The organism is Streptomyces sp. NPDC020747, from assembly GCF_044334695.1.
Classification (GTDB): Bacteria; Actinomycetota; Actinomycetes; order Streptomycetales; family Streptomycetaceae; genus Streptomyces.
The window spans coordinates 544,899-563,909 of record NZ_JBIRTJ010000001.1 but is presented as its reverse complement, the minus strand read 5'-3'; the positions used below and the strand labels follow the sequence as shown (position 1 = coordinate 563,909).

The following is a 19,011-nucleotide window of genomic DNA, read 5'->3' as shown; positions in this document are numbered from 1 at the left end:
CGGATCTACTCCCTCTGTTTCATGACCTGTCGCATGGCGAAGAACCCACCGCGGGACTCCGTACGGTGCAACTGCTGGGCACAGGCGGCGAGGCCCGGCCCGGGGACGATCCGGCGGCCCATCCCGTCGCGGCTGACACCGGGCAGGGCGGCCGCTTCCCCGATCCGGTAGGTGTGCATACGCCGATGATACTGCCGCAAATGCAAGGGGAAAGTCACCTGTCACTTTGCATGAGCCGGACCCTGTATCTGCAGAGGTGGCATGTGCGTTTGTACGGAACGGTGCTCCGACACTGATGACAGAGGCCCATGCGTGATCGTGCGGATCGACTGTGACGGACCGCGGAGCGGTGTCAGCCGCCGCCGTCGAGGTCGGCGCGTCGGCGGAGCACGCGGAGCTCGTGGCCGACGAGTTCCATCTCGTACAGCTTGCCCCGTGCGTTCTCGAAGGGGCGGTGGAGGACCATCATCAGGCGGCCGTCGAAGGTGTGGAACAGCATGCCGTGACCGCTGTCGTCGCGGACCAGGGGCCGGTGCTGCCGCCACGGCCCCGTGATGCCGCCGGACTCCGAAGTGGCGTAGGTCTGCACATAGCCACCGCTGATGCCTCCGTCCGGGCCGACCACGTTCTTCTCGTACGTCGACCACAGCATGAGCAGCGACCCGTCAGGGGTGCGGTGGAGCTGGGGGCCGTCGGTGACGTAGGGCGGGAGCTGGTTCGGCAGGCCGCCGGGGATCTGCTCGGTGAGCCAGGACGCGTCCGAGGCCTTGAACAGGAAGACCGGGTCTCCGATCGTCCGGGACAGGTCCGGGGCCAGCCGGATCGCCTCCATGGTGCCGTCGATGGTCTGCAGCCACTCGTGCGCGTACACCATCCAGGGCTGTCCGGACGGGTCGACGTAGAGCGTGCCGTCGAGGGTCATGAGGTTCTCGGGCGGGGTGGGGCGTGCGGGGTCGACGACGGTGAAGGGGCCCAGCAGCGAGTCGGAGACGGCCGTGATCGTGCCGCGCATGTAGGCCGGGATCTGGAACGGCACACCCCACTGGTTGGGCGGCGGAACCGGAAGCGGCCTGTCCTGGTTGTGCAGCGTGGTGAACAGGTAGTACCTGCCGCCCCATTCGTGGACCTCGGGCGCCCAGCCGCCGTCGGTCGCCCAGAGTTCCTTCTGCTCGGCGGCCAGGAAGACCACGACGGGGCGCGTCCAGTCGCGCAGGTCGTCACTGCGGTAGACCATCGTGCCGGTGCCGTCCACGCCCGACCCGGAAGGGTCGTTGGACGTGTAGAGGTGGTAGGCGCGCGTCCTCGGGTCGGCGACGACGAACGGATCGTGCAGCGGCATGTCGGGAAGGCGCATCAGTTCGCTCTCGGCCACGGCCGAAGAATACGTCGGCCGGAGCCGGGCGCGGTCGGGCCGCGGGGCGAACTCGACGCCGTCAGCCGAGACACACCACGAGCAGACAGATCTGCGAGGGGGAGGTCGCGGTCGGCGCGGGGCTCGACTGCGGCGGCTGCGAACTCGGCTCGGTGGCAGAGGGCGAGTGCGTCTGACTGGGCTGCGCCTCGTTGCGGTCGGAGGCCGAGTTCTCGGCGGTGGGTGAGGTCGGGGACGTCGTCCGCGGCTGAGGAGTCGACTCCGTCGTCGTACGCGGCGGGGCGGCCGAGTCGGGTCGCGGGTTCGAGGGCGTGCTCCTGGGCGGGGCGGCGGTGCGCTGCCGACTGGCGCGCTCGGGCGTGGAGGACGTGGGGGAGGAGGCGCCCGAGTCGGGCCGCGTCCTGCTCGGCCGCGTGTACGGCGCGGACGGCTTCTCGGCGGTGTCCGTGTCCGTGGCCGTGCCCGCGGTCTCCGGCGCCGTGGCCGCCTGTGCCCGGTCACCGGACTGCTGGTCCATCGCGGACACCGTCAGGCCGCCTCCGACGAGTGCGACGGCGGTCGCCACCACGGCCTTGCGCTGGTTCTTCTTCCAGCGGGCCCGCTGGCGACGCCGTGCCGCCCGTCCCTGCGGGGCGGACGGCACGGTTACGAGGTCGTCGCCCGGGTCGGTCCGCGGGTACTCGCTCAGGGCAGCCGTGATCGCTGCCCCGCCGACCGTGGAGTGCGGCCGGTCGTCGTGCCACGCGTCTGCGGGGGCGGCCTCCCACGCGGGCGCTGCGCCTGCCCCCGTCGAGATGGCCGGGACGGTGTGACCGTCAGCGGTGACCGGGGCGATGTCCGGGGCGTAGGCGCCGCACCCTGGGCACACCAGGGCGCCGTTGAGATGCCGGCGGCAGGAGGAGCAGTAGTCCATCTGGGGTCTTCCTGGGTTGACGCACCGTCGACCCTCCGGGCCGCGGCCCGGGCACGTTCGTACGTGGGATCGAGCGGCCTGCAACGCTAACGAGGCTTTCGAGGGACTGTGTGCAGTCTGTGTGAGGCTCCTGCGCGGGTTCTCCGGGGGGTCTGTGGGTCACAGCGGTGTGCCGTGCCCGGCCGGAGCGGGCTCACCGCGGACCGGGCTCCGGCCGAACCGCTTCGTGTCCGTTGAGCGCGTCGGCCATCTGGCGCTGCGTCTGCTCGGCCACCGCACGAGCTTCCTCCACGACGTCACCGCGCTCACGCACCAGGCTCTCGTAGACCGGCAGATGATCGCTTCGGGTCGAGCTGGATATCACAGGGCTGGTCCTTCTTCGTGTCGTACCCGGATGAACGAGCGGTATCGGTACGGCCATTCAACCGGCCGGGCTGAGATTCGCACGCAATTATGCCCGGCTCATTCGCAGGGCAATCCTGTGGCCCGGCGAACAAACAACGGCGGGCAGAACCTGATTGAGGGGATCGCGAATTGATTCTGTGCCCGTGGTGAAAACATTCTGCCTGCGACGGGTGACGGGCGGCGGGCGGCGGCCACCTCGGTTCGTGCCGGAGCGCACATGCGGGCGCACCGGAGCGCGGCGGGCGAACGGCTGAGAAAACGCTTGGACTCCGAGGGTGCCGTCGCGGGACAATCTGGCTCCAGTCGGCACACAACACCACAGGGTTGGAATGGGATCGCCCGAATCGCGAGAGGTTCCGCGGAGCAGGGGCTCGGTGCTCCTGGCACTCCGTTACTACGGACGGGAGTTGGCCCGGTTACGGTGGCTGACGATACCCGCGATGCTGTTGCCCGCACTGGGCAACATCGGCATCAACTATATTGCGCCGCTGATCGTCGCGAAGCTCGTCGGCCGTATCGCCGGTGACGCCGGTATCGACCTCGGCTCGATGCTGCCGTACGTTCTCGGCTTCGCCGGTGTCCTGCTGCTCGCGGAAATACTGTGGCGCATCGGCCTGCACTGTCTGAACCGCCTTGCCGCCCGCGGTATCGAGCGGCTGTACGTGGTCGGCATGGACGAGCTGTTCGCCAAGGACGCGGCGTTCTTCCACGACAACTTCGCCGGGGCGCTGACCAAGCGGGTGCTGAGCTTCGCGTCCCGCTTCGAGGTGTTCGTCGACACGCTGACGTTCCAGGTCGTGGGCAGTCTGGTGCCGCTCGTCTTCGGGGCGGTGGTGCTGTGGCGCTATGAACCGCTGCTCGTGGTCGGCCTGTTGGCGATGATCGCGCTGACGGCGCTGTTCGTGGTGCCCCTGATCCGTCGCCGTCAGGCGCTCGTCGACAAGCGCGAGGCGTCGATCGCCAGGGTGGCGGGCCATGTCGCCGACAGCCTGACGAACATGGACACGGTCCGGGCGTTCGCGGCCGAGGAACGTGAGGCCGCCGAGCACCGCTCCCGCGTCGCGGCATCGCGGCGGCTCACGCTGAGGTCGTGGGACTACGGCAACCTGCGCATCGACACGCTGGTCGCGCCGATGTCCGTACTGACCAACGCGCTGGGCCTGCTGCTCGCGATCTCGCTCGGCGGGGGCAGGCTCGGCGTGGAGGCGGTCGTGGTCGCCTTCACGTACTACACGAACGCCACGCGGATCATGTTCGAGTTCAACCAGATCTACCGCCGCCTGGAGAGCGCGATGACGGAGGCCTCGCAGTTCACCGAGCTGCTGCTGGCGCCGCCGACCGTGCTCGACCCGGCGTCGCCGGCGCCGCTGCCCGGGGCCGCCGACGTCCGCTTCGAGCAGGTGACCTTCGCCCACGGGGGCGCGCGGCCGCTCTTCGAGGACCTCGACCTGGACGTGCCCAGCGGGACGAAGATCGGCCTCGTCGGCCGGTCCGGGGGAGGCAAGACCACGCTCACCCGGCTGCTGCTGCGGATGACGGACATCGAGGCCGGCCGGATCCTGATCGGGGGCCAGGACATCAGCAGGCTGCGCCAGGCCGACCTGCGCGGTCTGATCGCCTATGTGCCGCAGGACCCGGCGATGTTCCACCGCACCCTGCGGGAGAACATCGCGTTCGCCCGGCCGGACGCCACCGACGCCGAGATCCGCCGCGCGGCCGAGGCGGCGCACGTGGCAGGGTTCGCCGACGCGCTGCCGGACGGCTTCGACACCATGGTGGGCGAGCGCGGAGTGAAGCTGTCCGGCGGACAGCGCCAGCGGGTCGCTCTCGCCAGGGCGATCCTGCGTGACGCGCCGATCCTGCTGCTCGACGAGGCCACCAGCGCCCTGGACTCCGAGAGCGAGATCCTCGTGCAGGAGGCGCTGTGGCGGCTCATGGAGGGGCGGACGGCGCTCGTGGTGGCGCACCGGCTGAGCACGGTCGCCACCATGGACCGACTCGTCGTCCTCGACCGCGGACGGATCATCGAGCAGGGCACGCACCAGCAACTGCTCGCGTCGGAGGGCGCGTACGCGAAGCTGTGGCAGCACCAGTCGGGCGGCTTCCTCGACGAGGACGCCATGGACGACCCTGGTGAAGACTCCGTCGGGGACCCCGTCGGCGACAGCGCCAGGGCCGACCTGGTCTGAGCGAGCCGTGTCGCTCGTCCGTAGGCGGCGGGCGGCGTCTGTCGGGGATCTGTCGGAGGCCGCCGGGATCTTGGAGATGTGGTGGACGGGCCGTGAACGCACGGCCTGTCCACCACCGCCCGATCCCGTCAGCGCAAGGAGCGTGCCATGCCGTCCGCAGTCGAGTCCCGCCATTCCCGGCCGTGGTCCGTCCACCGGCTCCCGCGTGACGACGGCAAGACCTTCCTGGTCACCGGCGGCAACGCGGGCATCGGGTACGTCCAGGGCGAGGAGCACGCCGCGTGGCCCGCCGTACGGGCCGTTCTCGATCCGTCGGTGGGTGGCGGGCAGCTGTGGGGGCCCCGGGTGTTCGGCCTGCGGGGCGTGCCCGTACTCGAACCCGTGCGCGATGCTTTGGCCGACCAGGACGTCGCGGCACGGCTGTGGGAGGCCGGCCGCGAGCTGACCGGTGCCGATCCGGTCTTCGGGCTCGTGTGACTGCGCACCCCGTAACTGGGTAGCCGCCCGACCGCTCAAGGAGTTCGTCGGTGGCTCGTGAGGCCGGTCGGTGGGCATCAGCGGCTGAGTATCCGGCTGCTCCGCGGGCCGGAGGCATCCGGACGAGTGGCCCGGCTCACATGGCGCGGGGCGGGCGGGGCCGACACGATGGTGCGCGTCACCGGGCAGGCTGAAGGGATCCAAATGTTCCGCAAGGTGCTGGTCGCCAACCGTGGTGAGATCGCTATTCGCGCGTTCCGCGCCGGCTATGAGCTGGGCGCGCGAACCGTGGCCGTCTTCCCGCACGAGGATCGCAATTCACTGCACCGGTTGAAAGCGGACGAGGCCTATGAGATCGGACAGCCGGGACACCCGGTCCGGGCCTACCTCTCCGTCGAGGAGATCGTCCGCGCGGCGCGGCGGGCGGGAGCGGACGCGGTGTACCCGGGATACGGGTTCCTGTCCGAGAACCCCGACCTGGCGCGCGCCTGCGAGGAGGCCGGCATCACCTTCGTCGGCCCCAGCGCGGACACGCTGGAGCTGACCGGCAACAAGGCGCGCGCCGTGGCCGCCGCCCGCGCGGCGGGCGTACCGGTGCTCGGCTCCTCCGCCCCCTCCACCGACGTGGACGAACTCGTCCGCGCCGCCGAGGACGTCGGCTTCCCCGTCTTCGTCAAGGCGGTCGCGGGCGGTGGCGGGCGCGGCATGCGACGGGTCGAGGACCCCGCCCAGCTGCGCGAGTCCATCGAGGCGGCGTCCCGTGAGGCGGCGTCCGCGTTCGGTGACTCCACGGTCTTCCTGGAGAAGGCCGTCGTCGAACCCCGCCACATCGAGGTGCAGATCCTCGCGGACGGGGAGGGCAACGTCATCCACCTCTTCGAGCGCGACTGTTCGGTGCAGCGACGCCACCAGAAGGTGATCGAGCTGGCCCCCGCGCCGAACCTCGACCCCGAGCTGCGGGACCGGATCTGCGCCGACGCGGTGCGGTTCGCCCGGGAGATCGGCTACCGCAACGCGGGCACCGTGGAGTTCCTCCTCGACCGCGAGGGAAGCTACCACTTCATCGAGATGAACCCGCGCATCCAGGTCGAGCACACGGTGACCGAGGAGGTCACCGACGTCGACCTCGTGCAGTCCCAGCTGCGCATCGCCTCCGGCGAGACCCTGGCCGACCTCGGGCTCTCGCAGGAGACCGTCACCCTGCACGGCGCCGCACTCCAGTGCCGTATCACCACCGAGGACCCGGCCAACGGCTTCCGCCCGGACACCGGAAAGATCAGCGCCTACCGCTCGCCCGGCGGTTCGGGCATCCGGCTGGACGGCGGCACCACCCACGCCGGTACGGACATCAGCGCCCACTTCGACTCGATGCTGGTCAAACTCACCTGCCGGGGACGCGACTTCAACACCGCGATCGGCCGGGCCCGGCGTGCCGTGGCCGAGTTCCGCATCCGCGGCGTGGCCACCAACATCCCCTTCCTGCAAGCGGTGCTCGACGACCCGGACTTCCGGGCCGGGCAGGTCACGACGTCGTTCATCGAGAAGCGTCCGCACCTCCTCACCGCCCGCCACTCCGCCGACCGCGGTACGAAGCTGCTCACCTACCTCGCCGACGTCACGGTGAACAAGCCGCACGGCGAACGGCCGGAGCTGAGCGACCCCGTCACCAAGGTGCCGCCCGTGCCGGCCACGGAACCGCCCGCCGGGTCCCGGCAGCGGCTCGTCGAACTGGGCCCCGAGGGCTTCGCCCGGTGGCTGCGCGAGTCACCGGCCATCGGCGTCACCGACACCACGTTCCGCGACGCCCACCAGTCGCTGCTCGCCACCCGGGTGCGTACCAAGGACATGCTCGCCGTCGCGCCCGTCGTGGCGCGGACCCTGCCCGAACTGCTGTCCCTGGAGTGCTGGGGCGGCGCCACCTACGACGTGGCGCTCCGCTTCCTCGCCGAGGACCCCTGGGAACGTCTGGCCGCGCTCCGCGAGGCCGTGCCGAACATCTGTCTGCAGATGCTGCTGCGCGGCCGCAACACCGTGGGCTACACGCCGTACCCGACCGAGGTGACCGACGCCTTCGTCCAGGAGGCCGCGGCGACCGGCATCGACATCTTCCGGATCTTCGACGCGCTGAACGACGTCGGGCAGATGCGCCCCGCCATCGACGCAGTACGGGAGACGGGAACGGCGATCGCCGAGGTGGCCCTCTGCTACACGTCCGACCTGTCCGATCCGTCCGAGCGGCTCTACACCCTGGACTACTACCTCCGCCTCGCCGAGCAGATCGTCGAGGCAGGGGCCCACGTCCTGGCCGTCAAGGACATGGCCGGCCTGCTGCGAGCCCCGGCCGCCGCCACCCTCGTATCGGCGCTGCGCCGCGAGTTCGACCTGCCGGTGCACATCCACACCCACGACACCGCGGGCGGTCAGCTCGCCACCTACCTCGCGGCGATCCAGGCGGGTGCGGACGCGGTCGACGGGGCGGTGGCGTCGATGGCCGGCACCACCTCACAGCCGTCGCTGTCGGGCATCGTCGCCGCGACCGACTACACCGACCGGTCCACCGGGCTGAGTCTCCAGGCCGTGGGCGACCTGGAGCCGTACTGGGAGAGCGTCCGCAAGATCTACGCGCCCTTCGAGGCGGGGCTGGCCGCGCCGACCGGGCGGGTCTACCACCACGAGATCCCCGGCGGCCAGCTCTCCAACCTGCGTACGCAGGCCGTCGCGCTCGGCCTCGGCGACCGCTTCGAGGAGATCGAGGCGATGTACGCCGCCGCCGACCGCATCCTCGGCCATCTGGTGAAGGTGACCCCGTCCTCGAAGGTGGTCGGTGACCTCGCGCTCCACCTGGTGGGCGCCGGTGTGTCGCCGGCGGACTTCGAGGCGACGCCGAACAGGTTCGACATCCCCGACTCCGTCATCGGCTTCCTCCGCGGCGAGCTGGGCAACCCGCCCGGCGGCTGGCCCGAGCCGTTCCGCACCAAGGCACTTGAGGGCCGCGCCGCCCCCAAGCCCGTCGAGGAACTGACCGCGGACGACCGCGAGGGGCTGGTGAAGGAGCGCCGGGCGACACTCAACCGGCTGCTGTTCCCCGGTCCGACGCGCGAGTTCGAGACCCACCGTCAGACCTACGGCGACACCAGCGTGCTGGACAGCAAGCACTTCTTCTACGGGCTGCGCCCGGGGAAGGAGTACGCGGTCGACCTCGAACAGGGCGTACGGCTGCTCATCGAGCTGGAGGCCGTGGGCGAGGCCGACGAACGCGGGATGCGCAGCGTGATGTCCACCCTGAACGGCCAGTTGCGGCCGATCCAGGTGCGCGACACCTCGGTCGCCTCCGACGTCCCGGCCACGGAGAAGGCCGACCGGGCCAACCCCGGCCATGTCGCCGCGCCGTTCGCCGGAGTCGTGACCCTCGCGGTAGCCGAGGGCGACGAGGTCGCGGCCGGTGCCACGGTGGCCACCATCGAGGCCATGAAGATGGAGGCCTCGGTCACCGCCTCGAAGGCCGGAACGGTGTCCAGGCTGGCCATCAACAAGATCCAGCAGGTGGAGGGCGGCGACCTGCTCGTCGAGATCGGCTGACGCTCCCGATGATGCAGGTCGGAGGGCGTTGATCGGAGTGCGTTGAGGGGTCCCGGGGGCGGTTCGCCGCCCCCGGGACCCCTGTTGCGTCCTTTCGCGATCCGATTCCCTCCGACATGCTTGAGGTCTGCCACCGTCCCTGCACGTCCGCACGTCCGCACGTCCGCACGTCCTTGCACGGTCCTGTCCGAGGCGAAGCCGGAGCAGTGAGATGAGCGACGAAGGCGACCACTTACACGGCACGGGTGCCCCCAGTGGGTGTGTGAGCGCTGCTTCGAGTCCCGCCCGACCGACAGCCCTCACCCCACCGGATGGATCGAGGTGCCCAGCATGAATCGTTCCCTGCGGCTCGGCGTCAGTGCCGCCACCCTGGCCGCTCTCGCGGTGCTCTCAGCCTGCGGAGGCGAGGACTCCTCGTCGTCCTCCGACGGCGAGTCGGGTGCCCCGGCCGGACTCGAACTCGCCATCCCCTCGGCCGTGTTCGCGCCCAAGGAAGAGGTCGCCGTCCACGCGGTGGGCGATGCCGAGGGCTTCCTGTCCGAGGAGAAGTTGAAGGTCGACGTGATCAACACCGACGGCTCGGTCGCCGCGGTCCAGGCGGTAGCCTCCGGCAGCGCCGACATCACACCGGCCGACGCGGGAGCCATCCTCGCCGCCCGGGAGAAGGGCGTCCCGGTCAAGGCCATAGGCGGCCTGGTGCGGAACTGGCCGTGGCGGATGGCGGTCGAGCCGGACAGCGACATCAGAACCGCCGCCGACCTCACGGGCAAGAAGATCGGCGTCATCAGCCTGGCCTCCGGCTCGGCCATCTACGCCCGCGCGTACGCCGGAGACGCGGGCCTGGACGCGGCCAAGGACGTCGAGCTGCTGCCGGTCGGCGTGGGCGCGCAGGCCCTGGCCGCCCTGGAGGACGGCAAGGTCGACGTGCTCGCGCTGTTCACGCAGGCGTACACCACGATCGAGAACACCGGCACGGAGTTCCGCTACCTCGACAACTCCGCCGCCTTCGACGGCATCCGCTCCCTGACCTTCGCGGTGACCGAGAAAACCCTGAAGGAGAAGAAGGACGTACTCACGCGCTACCTGCGCGCTTCCTACAAAGCGCTGCTCTTCTCGGCGGTCAACCCTGAGGCCGCCATGCGCGATGGCTACAAGGTCTTCCCGCAGCTACTGACCGGCAAGAAGGCCGACGACCGCATCGGCGACGACAGCAAGTCCCTCGATGCGTGGATCAAGACCGCCGTCCCCACCACCGGTGAGCCCGGGAGCTTCAGGAACTGGGGCGCGATCAGCGACGAGGAGTGGGACAAGACGGTCGCCTACACCAAGGCGTCCGGCCAGGTCACCAAGGACATCGGCCTCGCGGAACTGTGGGACGACGGACTGCTCAAGGGCGCGAACGACTTCGACTCCGCGGCCGTGATCGAGAAGGCGAAGGCCGCCGAGTAGCGACTCGGACACCCACCCGGACAGGAAGGCCCGGACACCCACCCAACAGGAAGGCAGGGCGGCTGTGATGGCCATGAGGAGTCCGCGTCCGGGGCGCCGACGCCGGAAGGCGGTTCCCGCGCCCGACGTGGACGAGGCCCGCTGGATCGAGGTCGGCGGAGTGCACAAGACCTACCGGTCCCGCAGGTCCGAACCGACCCACGCGCTCTCGGACATCGCCTTCACCGTCCGGCGCGGCGAGTTCGTCTCGGTCGTCGGACCCTCGGGGTGCGGCAAGACCACTCTGCTGAAGATCCTCGCCGGGATCGTCCCGAGGAGCGAGGGCACGGTCCGGGTCGCGGGCCGTGAGGTGACAGGCCCGCTGCCGGAGGTGGGCATGGTCTTCCAGGCGGCCACCCTCCTGCCGTGGCGTACCGTCCTGCGGAACGTGATGGTGCCCGCGGAGGTACGGAAACTCGATGCCCGTGTGTACCGGGAGCGGGCCGGGAGGCTGCTCACGATGGTCGGCCTCGACGGTTTCGAGGACAAGTACCCCCATGAGCTGAGCGGCGGGATGCAGCAACGCGCCGGAATCTGCCGGGCCTTGGTGCACGATCCGGCCGTGCTGCTGATGGACGAGCCCTTCGGCGCCCTCGACGCGATGACCCGCGAGTACATGAACGTCGAGCTGCTGCGGATCTGGCGCGAGAGCGGCCAGACCATCGTGTTCGTCACCCACTCCATGGCCGAGGCGGTCTTCCTCTCCGACCGGGTGGTGGTCCTCAGCGCCCGGCCCGGCCGCGTCGCCGAGATCGTCGACATCGACCTGGAACGCCCGCGCGCGCTGAGCGCCATGGCCTCCGACCGGGCGGGCGTCCACGTGGAGCGGATCCGCAAGCACTTCAACGCCGCCGGAGTGATCGACCGTTGAGGCCCCTCAAGACCAAGAGGCGTCTCATAGCCAAGAGGCCCCGGGTCGACCTGAGGGAGCGGCCCGAACTCCTGCTCGTGCCCGCCGTCTTCGTGATCGTCGTGCTGGCCTGGGAGTTCGCGGTCCCCGCCTTCGGGATCGACGACTACGTGCTGCCGCGCCCCTCCCAGATCCTCGACGCCCTGCGGACCCAACTGGCCGACCCGTTGTTCTGGGGACACCTGAGGGTGACCGTCCTGGAGTCGCTGTACGGCTTCCTTCTCGGTGTGGGCGCGGCGCTCGTGCTGGGCACCGCGATCTCGCAGGTGCGGCTGATCGAGCGCACCTTCATGCCGTACGTCGTCGCCTTCCAGACCGTGCCCAAGGTGGCGCTCGCGCCGCTGTTCGTCGTGTGGTTCGGCTTCGGCATGACGAGCAAGGTCGTCATGGCGGCGGTGATCTCGTTCTTCCCGATGCTGGTCAACGTGATCGAGGGGCTGCGCTCGGCCGACGCCGACCGGATCCAGATGCTCACGGTGTTCGGCGCCGGACCGTTCCAGATCTTCAGGATGGTGCGGCTGCCGAGCGCGCTCCCCTTCATCTTCGCCGGGCTCGACATCGGGATCGTCTTCTCGATCCTCGGCGCCGTCGTCGGCGAGTTCATCGGGGCCAAGGAGGGCCTGGGGTATCTCCTGCTGCAGACCAACTACAACTTCGACATCGCCGGGATGTTCGCCGTGCTTGTGGTGCTCTCGGTGCTGGGACTGATCGCCCATTCCGTCGTCCGGTTCGCCCAGAGGCGCGTCACCTTCTGGGCCGAGGAGAGCCGGGTGATGGGGGCATGACCGCGGACGAGGTGACCGGGGCATGACCCCGGACGACTGGAGGACACCGTGACCGAGTACGACCTGGTCGTGAAGAACGCCCGCGTCGTCACCCACGACCATGACGACGCCCGGCCCGCCGACGTCGCCGTGAGCGACGGCCGGATCGCCGCCGTGGCCCCCGGCATCGCCGCCCAGCGTGCCCGGCGGGTGGTCGACGCCGACGGCAGGCTGGCGTTCCCCGGCGTCGTGGACGCCCACCAGCACTGGGGGATCTACAACCCGCCGGCCGAGGACGCGGCCACAGAGAGCCGCGCGTGTGCGCAGGGCGGCGTCACCAGCGCGCTGACCTACATGCGGACCGGCCGGTACTACCTCAACAAGGGCGGCCCGTACGCCGACTTCCTCCCCGAGGTGCTGGAGGCCACCGCGGGCCGCGCCCACGTCGACCACGGCTTCCATCTCGCGCCGATATCGCGCGGACACATCGACGAGATCCCCGACCTGGTCGAGCGGTTCGGCGTCACCTCGTTCAAGGTCTTCATGTTCTACGGCAGCCATGGCCTGCACGGCAGATCGGCCGACCAGAACGCGTTCCTGATGATCCCCGAGGACGAGCGGTACGACTACGCGCACTTCGAGTTCGTCATGCGCGGGGTGCAGGCCGCACGCGAGCGGTTCCCCGAACTCGCCGACGAGATCTCGCTCTCCCTGCACTGCGAGACGGCCGAGATCATGACTGCGTACACCAAGCTGGTCGAGGAGGCGGGTGAGCTGACCGGGCTCGCCGCCTACAGCGCCTCCCGGCCGCCGCACTCCGAGGGGCTCGCGGTCTCCATCGCCGCCTACCTCGCGCACGAGACCGGACTGCCGACCATCAACCTGCTGCATCTGTCGTCCCGCAAGGCGATGGACGCGGCCGTGCGGATGGGCCGGGCGTTCCCGCACATCGACTTCCGCCGCGAGGTCACCGTCGGGCATCTGCTCGCCGACATCACCACCGCGCACGGCCTCGGTGGCAAGGTCAACCCACCGCTGCGGCCCCGCGAGGACGTCGAGGCGCTGTGGGAGTACGTGCTCGACGGCACCGTCGACTGGGTCGTCAGCGATCACGCGTGCTGCCGGGAGGAGGCGAAGTTCGGCGAGCCCAAGGACGATGTGTTCCTGGCCAAGGCGGGGTTCGGCGGGGCCGAGTACCTCCTCCCCGGGCTGATCACCGAAGGCACCAGGCGCGGCCTGCCCCTGGGCCGGATCGCGGCGCTGACCTCCTGGAACCCGGCCCGGCGCTACGGGCTGCGCACCAAGGGCGCCCTCGCACCCGGCTTCGACGCCGACATCGCCCTGGTCGACCCGGACCGAACCTGGACCGTGCGCGCCGCCGAGTCCGAGTCGACGCAGGAGTACACCCCCTTCGAGGGCTTCCAGCTGACCGCCCAGGTCACGGACACCTTCCTGAGAGGCCATCACATCCTGCGGGCGGGCAAGATCGCCGGCGAGCCCGTGGGCGCGTACCTCCACCGGCCTGTGGGGATCACAGCCGGGCGGTGAGTCAGGGGGCACCTCCGAGCGGTGACCAGGGGAGTCATCCCCGGGCGGTGAGCCAACCGGTGTCCGACCAGACAGCCGTCGGTGGGATCGGGTCCGCGTAGCCGGCGTCCTTCTCCAGCCGCGCGCGGACGCTCTCATGCACATGCGCGCCCTGGGGGAGTCCGCGGCGCCGATAGGTGAGCAGGGCCCAGATCCAGCCCATCCGGTGCACCTTGCCCAGGGCGTGCTCGGGCACGAGAGTCACCTCGCGCTCGTAGGCCCGGGGCTTCAGGAGGAGACGCGCCTCAGGCTCGCCCTCCCTCGCTTCGAGGGCGCCGTCCACGACCCACTTGAGGGCGATCGTGGCGAGCCGGGGGTCGTCGTCGAAGGTCCCGCCGACATCGGAATGGACCCCGGCGAACCACACCTGCTCGACCGTCGACGGCACGGCCTGCTTCTTGTCGCCGTCGCCGTCGGTGGGGGTGACGAGGTACTCGCGGTAGGGCCTGCGCTTCTCGTCGATGGAGACGGCGTGGCGGATGCGGCGGACGTTCGGGGCCTGACGGGTGAACGGCCACCGCAGGTTCCAGCGCAGGAGGCCGGCGGCCTTCACGGAGTCCCAGATCCCCAGGTACTCGACGCGGATGCCGACCCGCCCGTCGACCGCGTTGCTGAACGCGCCCGCGAACCGGTGGAGTTGGTCCCAGTCGTCCCGCGTCCAGTCCTTGTTCCGCGCGTACACGGACACGGCGTACGGGACGAGGTTCTCCATGCCGGGCCGCATCAGGCCGACCGCCTTGAGCATGCCCACGAGGGCGCGGGCCGTGTAGGCGCCGCGGCTGAAGCCGAACACGTAGATGCGGTCGCCCGGTTGGTAGTGCCGCATCAGATAGGTGTAGGCCTCGCCGAGGTTGGCCCGCATTCCGGAGCCGAAGGCGAGACCGAGGAGTTTCGACAGATGCCGGCCCACAGGAGTCCAGGTGCCCGCCGCCGCGAACGTGCCGACACCGGGGTCGTAGTAGGCGATCTGCCGGGCGGGATCACTGAGGTCCAGCATCTCGTAGAGCCGGACGACATTGGTGTTCCCTTTCGCCTTCAACTGGTTGCCCGTGCCGTCCAGACAGACGACGAGATTCTTGGCCATGGCGGGCCTCACGTTCACTGAGGGACACGATCATTGGTTTCATATCGGGACACAATGGATGTCTCAGGAATATAATAGGGAAAATGCTGCCTGCGGGCATGCTCCGGCGCATGAGTAGAGTTCCGGAGGATTCATGGCCGGTTCTGTGGTCCACCTGGATGAGCACGCCGGTCCTCCGTGCACCCACGCACTGGTCATCGGCGTCGGCAAGTATCCCCATCTCGCCGGTGGCGAGGCACCGGTCGCCGATTCCGACGGGATGCGGCAGCTCAGCTCACCCCCCGTCTCGGCCCGTGCGCTGGCCACCTGGCTGCTTGCCGAGTACCACGATTCCCGGCGGCCCCTCGGCAGTCTCGCGCTGCTGCTCAGCGAGGAGCAGCCGGCCCCGTTCGTGAATCCCCGCACCCAGGAGGCCCACGATGTCGGGCCCGCCACCATCGACGCCATCCTCGGCGAGGTCACGCGGTGGTTCGACCGCGGTGACACGCATGTGGACAACCGCCTCGTCTTCTACTTCTGCGGTCACGGAGTCTCACAGGGCGACGACATGGCGCTGCTGGCCGCCGACATCTTCGCCGACGAGCACAACCCCCTCAACGGCGCACTGGACTTCGCGGGTCTGATGAATGGCCTCAAGCGGTGCAAGGCCAGCGAGCAGGTCTTCTTCGTCGACGCGTGCCGGTCCAACTCCGATGTCCTCATCGAGCGTTCGGGTGGGAAGTTCGCGGGGCAGTCTCCGCTCGGCGCCGGAACACGGCCGCTCGACCTGCCGCGGTGCTTCCACATTCCGTTCTACGCCACTCTGTCCGGCGATCAGTCGCACGCACGGCCCGGTCAGGTGAGCCTGTTCACCGAGGCCCTCCTGAAGAGCCTCGCCGGTGCGGCGAGCGACGATCCCGAGGGCGCCTGGAGGGTCGACACCTCCGATCTGCTGAAGGCGATCGACCACTTCATGCGCCAGCCGCGGTTCGCCGGGGCGGTCGCGGGCGTCCAGGTGCCCTCCGTAGGCGAACTGCCCGTGTTCGTCCTGCACGAACTGGCGGGCCCACCGGTCGTCCCCGTGTACGTGGGCTGTGATCCCGCCGAGGACAACGCCCAAGCCGAGTTCGTCTGTAAAGAGGCCGGAGCCGGAGACGAAGCCGGACCGGAGCGGCTGCGCCGAGCCGCGGGGGAGTGCGACGACGGGGATCCGCAGAGCGAGTGGGCCATCGAACTGAGCTTCGGGGACTACGACTTCGAGGCCAGGCTCGGCCAGGAGGTGCGGAGGAAGTCCATCACCGTACGTCCGGTGTTCCGCCGCGTGAAGTTGGAGAAATGATGAGCGCGGGCCTGAGCGTGAGCGTCGAACTGAGCCTCCGCGAGACGGACTTGTCCCACGGGGCGAAGGTGGTCGGCAACATCTACCCGTCCGAGGACAGCGGCCCCGGCCACCGTGCCGTGCTCTTCCCCTGCGGGAGGTCGGCACCTCCGAAACGGTACGAGGTCGACCCGGGGCACTACATCGTGTCCGCCACGCTGCCCTCCGGCGTCGTGCTCTCCCAGGACATCCGACTGCGGGACGGCGATGAGAAGCGGGTGATCCTGCGCCCGGCACCCTCGCCCTACGAGTCGCACTCCTGGCAGCACCTCATGGGCAACATCGAGTCGTACGGGGCCTACCACGACGGGGTCACGATTCCCGTGCCGCGCTCCCTGGGCTCCCGGTCCGGGACCTGGGAACGGGACATGATCATCGAACCGGGGCACGCGGCCTGGATCGGCGACCCCGAGCCGACGAGCTGGCAGTTCCCCTCGATGCTCACGCTGACCGAGGGACCGGCGAGGCAACTGGTCGCGTTCGAGATAGCTCGCTCCGAGCCGCGCGACGTCGCCAGTCTCGAACTGGGCGACGCGGCGGCACGGCTCTACCGGTTCGGTGCCCACGGCCCGCTCGACGACCGCGGTGAGCCGAGGCTCGAAGAGCCCATGGGCCCACGGCAGTTCCTGGTCGTCTCGCTGGCGGGTACCGAGTACGTCGTCACCCTGCCCGCGCCCTGGGGTGCCGCGCAGATCGAGGTCCTCGTCAACGAACGGCAGAGCCCCACCGGCAGCGCCGTCTCGGTGTCCGTACGGGACAGCCGGGTGGGGCCCGCCCTGGCCTATATGGCCCGGGGCGCCTTCGACGCGGCGGCGACGCTGGTCAGGGACGCGGAGACCATGCTCTACGACGGCGGGATGACCAACCCGCTCGCGGCGGTTGCGGGCGCCTACGTCCTCGTCGGCAGCGAGCTGACCGAGCGGCCGCACCGCTGGGACCCGTGGCTGTCCCGGCTGCGGCACGATTTCGACTGGATGAGCGACGGATCCCTGCTCTGGGCCATGAGGCATCTGCGCCGGGCCCACACCGAGCCGGAGCGGGAGGCGGCGCGGGACGCCCTGGTCGAGGCCTTCGACCGCGGAGTGCCGGTCTTCACCCTGGGCCTGAGCCGCCTCATCCACGGGCTCTCCGAGTTCCCCGACGACCCCGGGTGCGCCGCGCGGCTCGAACAGGCCCGCCGCCTGTCGTGGCGTGTCGACATGCGCGAGCCGTTCGTGGTCGTCGCTCTGCGAGGGAGACAGCAATGATCCGTTTCACGATGATGCCCGGCGAGGACGGCGACTGCCTGCTCCTGGAGTACGGCGACGACGGCTTCGTACGCCGGATCCTCGTCGACGGCGGCCGCTCGGGCACGTACCCGCTGATCAAGCCCACGCTCGCCGGGCTCGACGGTCAGGTCGACGTCCTCGTCGTCACCCATGTCGACCAGGACCACATCCTCGGCGTGCTCGCCCTGCTGGACGACCCGGACCGGTCGGTGGAGTTCGGGGACGTGTGGTTCAACGGCTTCGACCACCTCCTCGACGCCGAGGGGTTCGGAGCCCAGGACGGGGAGAAACTCACCAGCGCCCTGCTGGAACAGAAGGTGCCGTGGAACGACGCGTTCGGCGGACGCGGTGTCGAGGTCGGCCGGGAACTCGCTTGGTTCGACGACGGATCCACGATGGAGGTGCTCTCACCCGACCGCAGGCAACTGGAGAAGCTGGCGCCGGCCTGGACCGCGGAGTGCGCCAGACACGGTCTGATCCCCGGCCGGGATCCCGAGGAGAACCCACCGGTCCCGGGCTTCGAGCACTTCGGCGGCGTCAACGTGGACCGGCTGGCCGCGTCGGTGTTCAAGCCCGACACGTCGAAGACGAACGTGTCGAGCATCGGCCTGCTCTTCGAGTTCGAGGACAAGCGGGTCGTCCTCACCGGTGACGCGGACGACCGCCGGCTGGTGGCGTCGATACGGCCCCGGGCCGAGGCGGAGGGCGGACGGATGCGTGTCGACCTCCTCAAGGTCGCCCACCACGGCAGCGACCACAACCTCTCCAACGAACTGCTCGACCTGATCGACTGCGACCGCTACCTGATATCGACCAGCGGCGCGCGGCACGACCACCCCAACGAGATCGCGATCGCCCGGATCCTCAAGCACGGCGGCGCCGAGAAGGAACTCGTCTTCAACTACCGCGACCGTGCGGCGGTGTGGGACGTCACGGGCCTGAAGGATCGCTTCGGCTACACCGTGACGGCCCCGGCACCGGACGAGCCGGACGGGTTCGTCACTCTCGAACTGTGACGACAGGCGCCCGCCGTCAGGACAGGTGTCCGATGTGCGCGAGGGCCTGCTTGAGGAGGGCTCCGGTGCCGCCCGGCATCTCGTTGATGACCACGGGCGACGCGGCCTCCTCGGGGCTGAACCAGACCAGGTCCAGAGCGTCCTGCCGGGGGCGGCAGTCACCCGACACCGGGACGATGTAGGCGAGGGACACCGCGTGCTGGCGGGGGTCGTGGAACGGCGTGACCCCGAGCGTCGGGAAGTACTCGGCGACGGTGAAGGGCTGCAGCGAGGCCGGGACGCGGGGGAGCGCGACCGGGCCGAGGTCCTTCTCCAGATGGCGCAGCAGGGCGTCCCGCACCCGCTCGTGGTGCAGCACCCGGCCGGAGACGAGCGCGCGGCTGACCGTCCCGTCCGACCCGATGCGGAGCAGCAGTCCGATGCTGGTGACTTCGCCGCTGTCGTCTACGCGGACCGGTACGGCCTCGACGTACAGGATCGGCATGCGTGCGCGCGCCTGCTCCAGTTCGTCGTGGGGCAGCCAGCCGGGCGTGGTTTCGGTCATGTCAGACATTGGTTGATCATACTTTCAGGGTCTCGTGTCGCGAGCGTGTCGCGTGACA

General features: G+C 69.9%; 15 protein-coding genes and 1 pseudogene. 10 read left to right on the top strand and 6 right to left on the bottom strand.

What is annotated here, in order from left to right:
- Positions 1-5: 5 nt before the first annotated feature.
- The 4 genes from ACH4YP_RS02275 to ACH4YP_RS02260 all read right to left on the bottom strand — a co-directional run bounded on the left by ACH4YP_RS02275 (position 6) and on the right by ACH4YP_RS02260 (position 2,649).
- Positions 6-179, bottom strand: coding sequence for a hypothetical protein (locus ACH4YP_RS02275; protein WP_361071000.1), 174 nt, complete (start codon positions 177-179; stop codon positions 6-8).
- Positions 180-352: 173 nt separating this feature from the next.
- Positions 353-1,354: a glycoside hydrolase family 43 protein gene (locus tag ACH4YP_RS02270; RefSeq protein ID WP_398489452.1), complete on the bottom strand. Its 1,002-nt coding sequence runs from the start codon at positions 1,352-1,354 to the stop codon at positions 353-355.
- Positions 1,355-1,433: 79 nt separating this feature from the next.
- Positions 1,434-2,285, bottom strand: coding sequence for a hypothetical protein (locus ACH4YP_RS02265; RefSeq protein ID WP_398488935.1), 852 nt, complete (start codon positions 2,283-2,285; stop codon positions 1,434-1,436).
- 193 nt (positions 2,286-2,478) lie between these two features.
- Positions 2,479-2,649 (bottom strand): hypothetical protein, encoded by a 171-nt coding sequence (locus ACH4YP_RS02260; protein ID WP_361071006.1) that lies wholly within the window; start codon positions 2,647-2,649, stop codon positions 2,479-2,481.
- 370 nt (positions 2,650-3,019) lie between these two features.
- Between ACH4YP_RS02260 and ACH4YP_RS02255 the strand changes: the two genes are divergently transcribed.
- From ACH4YP_RS02255 to ACH4YP_RS02225, 7 genes and pseudogenes are all read left to right on the top strand, one after another.
- A complete protein-coding gene (locus ACH4YP_RS02255) occupies positions 3,020-4,879 on the top strand; it encodes an ABC transporter ATP-binding protein (RefSeq protein WP_361071009.1) in 1,860 nt (619 codons plus the stop codon).
- 258 nt (positions 4,880-5,137) lie between these two features.
- Positions 5,138-5,356 (top strand): annotated as a pseudogene (locus ACH4YP_RS02250) (short-chain dehydrogenase); the annotation flags it as partial.
- Positions 5,357-5,560: 204 nt separating this feature from the next.
- Entirely contained in the window at positions 5,561-8,935 is a 3,375-nt protein-coding gene (locus ACH4YP_RS02245; RefSeq protein WP_361071012.1) for a pyruvate carboxylase, read from the top strand.
- A gap of 330 nt (positions 8,936-9,265) precedes the next feature.
- Positions 9,266-10,384, top strand: a complete 1,119-nt coding sequence (locus ACH4YP_RS02240) for an ABC transporter substrate-binding protein (protein WP_361051120.1) — start codon at positions 9,266-9,268, stop codon at positions 10,382-10,384.
- A 73-nt stretch (positions 10,385-10,457) separates the two neighbouring features.
- Entirely contained in the window at positions 10,458-11,294 is an 837-nt protein-coding gene (locus tag ACH4YP_RS02235; protein WP_361051123.1) for an ABC transporter ATP-binding protein, read from the top strand.
- A complete protein-coding gene (locus ACH4YP_RS02230; protein WP_398488934.1) occupies positions 11,291-12,118 on the top strand; it encodes an ABC transporter permease in 828 nt (275 codons plus the stop codon). Before ACH4YP_RS02235 ends, ACH4YP_RS02230 begins: the two co-directional genes overlap by 4 nt.
- Before the next feature lie 48 nt (positions 12,119-12,166).
- Positions 12,167-13,645, top strand: a complete 1,479-nt coding sequence (locus ACH4YP_RS02225) for a dihydroorotase family protein (protein ID WP_398488933.1) — start codon at positions 12,167-12,169, stop codon at positions 13,643-13,645.
- A 34-nt stretch (positions 13,646-13,679) separates the two neighbouring features.
- Here the strand turns inward: ACH4YP_RS02225 and ACH4YP_RS02220 are convergent, their stop codons facing one another.
- Positions 13,680-14,768 carry a T6SS phospholipase effector Tle1-like catalytic domain-containing protein gene (locus tag ACH4YP_RS02220; RefSeq protein WP_398488932.1) on the bottom strand — a complete coding sequence of 363 codons (1,089 nt, stop codon included), beginning with the start codon at positions 14,766-14,768 and terminating at the stop codon, positions 13,680-13,682.
- A 133-nt stretch (positions 14,769-14,901) separates the two neighbouring features.
- Between ACH4YP_RS02220 and ACH4YP_RS02215 the strand changes: the two genes are divergently transcribed.
- From ACH4YP_RS02215 to ACH4YP_RS02205, 3 genes are read left to right on the top strand one after another with little or no spacing between them, the layout of a single operon-like run.
- Entirely contained in the window at positions 14,902-16,086 is a 1,185-nt protein-coding gene (locus ACH4YP_RS02215) for a caspase family protein (RefSeq protein WP_361051135.1), read from the top strand.
- On the top strand, positions 16,086-17,372 hold the full coding sequence (locus ACH4YP_RS02210; protein WP_398488931.1) for a hypothetical protein: 1,287 nt from the start codon (positions 16,086-16,088) through the stop codon (positions 17,370-17,372). The genes ACH4YP_RS02215 and ACH4YP_RS02210 overlap by 1 nt, the downstream gene beginning before the upstream one ends.
- Complete coding sequence (locus ACH4YP_RS02205; RefSeq protein WP_398488929.1) at positions 17,369-18,409, top strand: ComEC/Rec2 family competence protein; 1,041 nt, start codon at positions 17,369-17,371, stop codon at positions 18,407-18,409. Before ACH4YP_RS02210 ends, ACH4YP_RS02205 begins: the two co-directional genes overlap by 4 nt.
- 16 nt (positions 18,410-18,425) lie before the next feature.
- Here the strand turns inward: ACH4YP_RS02205 and ACH4YP_RS02200 are convergent, their stop codons facing one another.
- Positions 18,426-18,953, bottom strand: a complete 528-nt coding sequence (locus ACH4YP_RS02200) for an NUDIX hydrolase family protein (protein ID WP_055612524.1) — start codon at positions 18,951-18,953, stop codon at positions 18,426-18,428.
- Positions 18,954-19,011 lie beyond the last annotated feature (58 nt).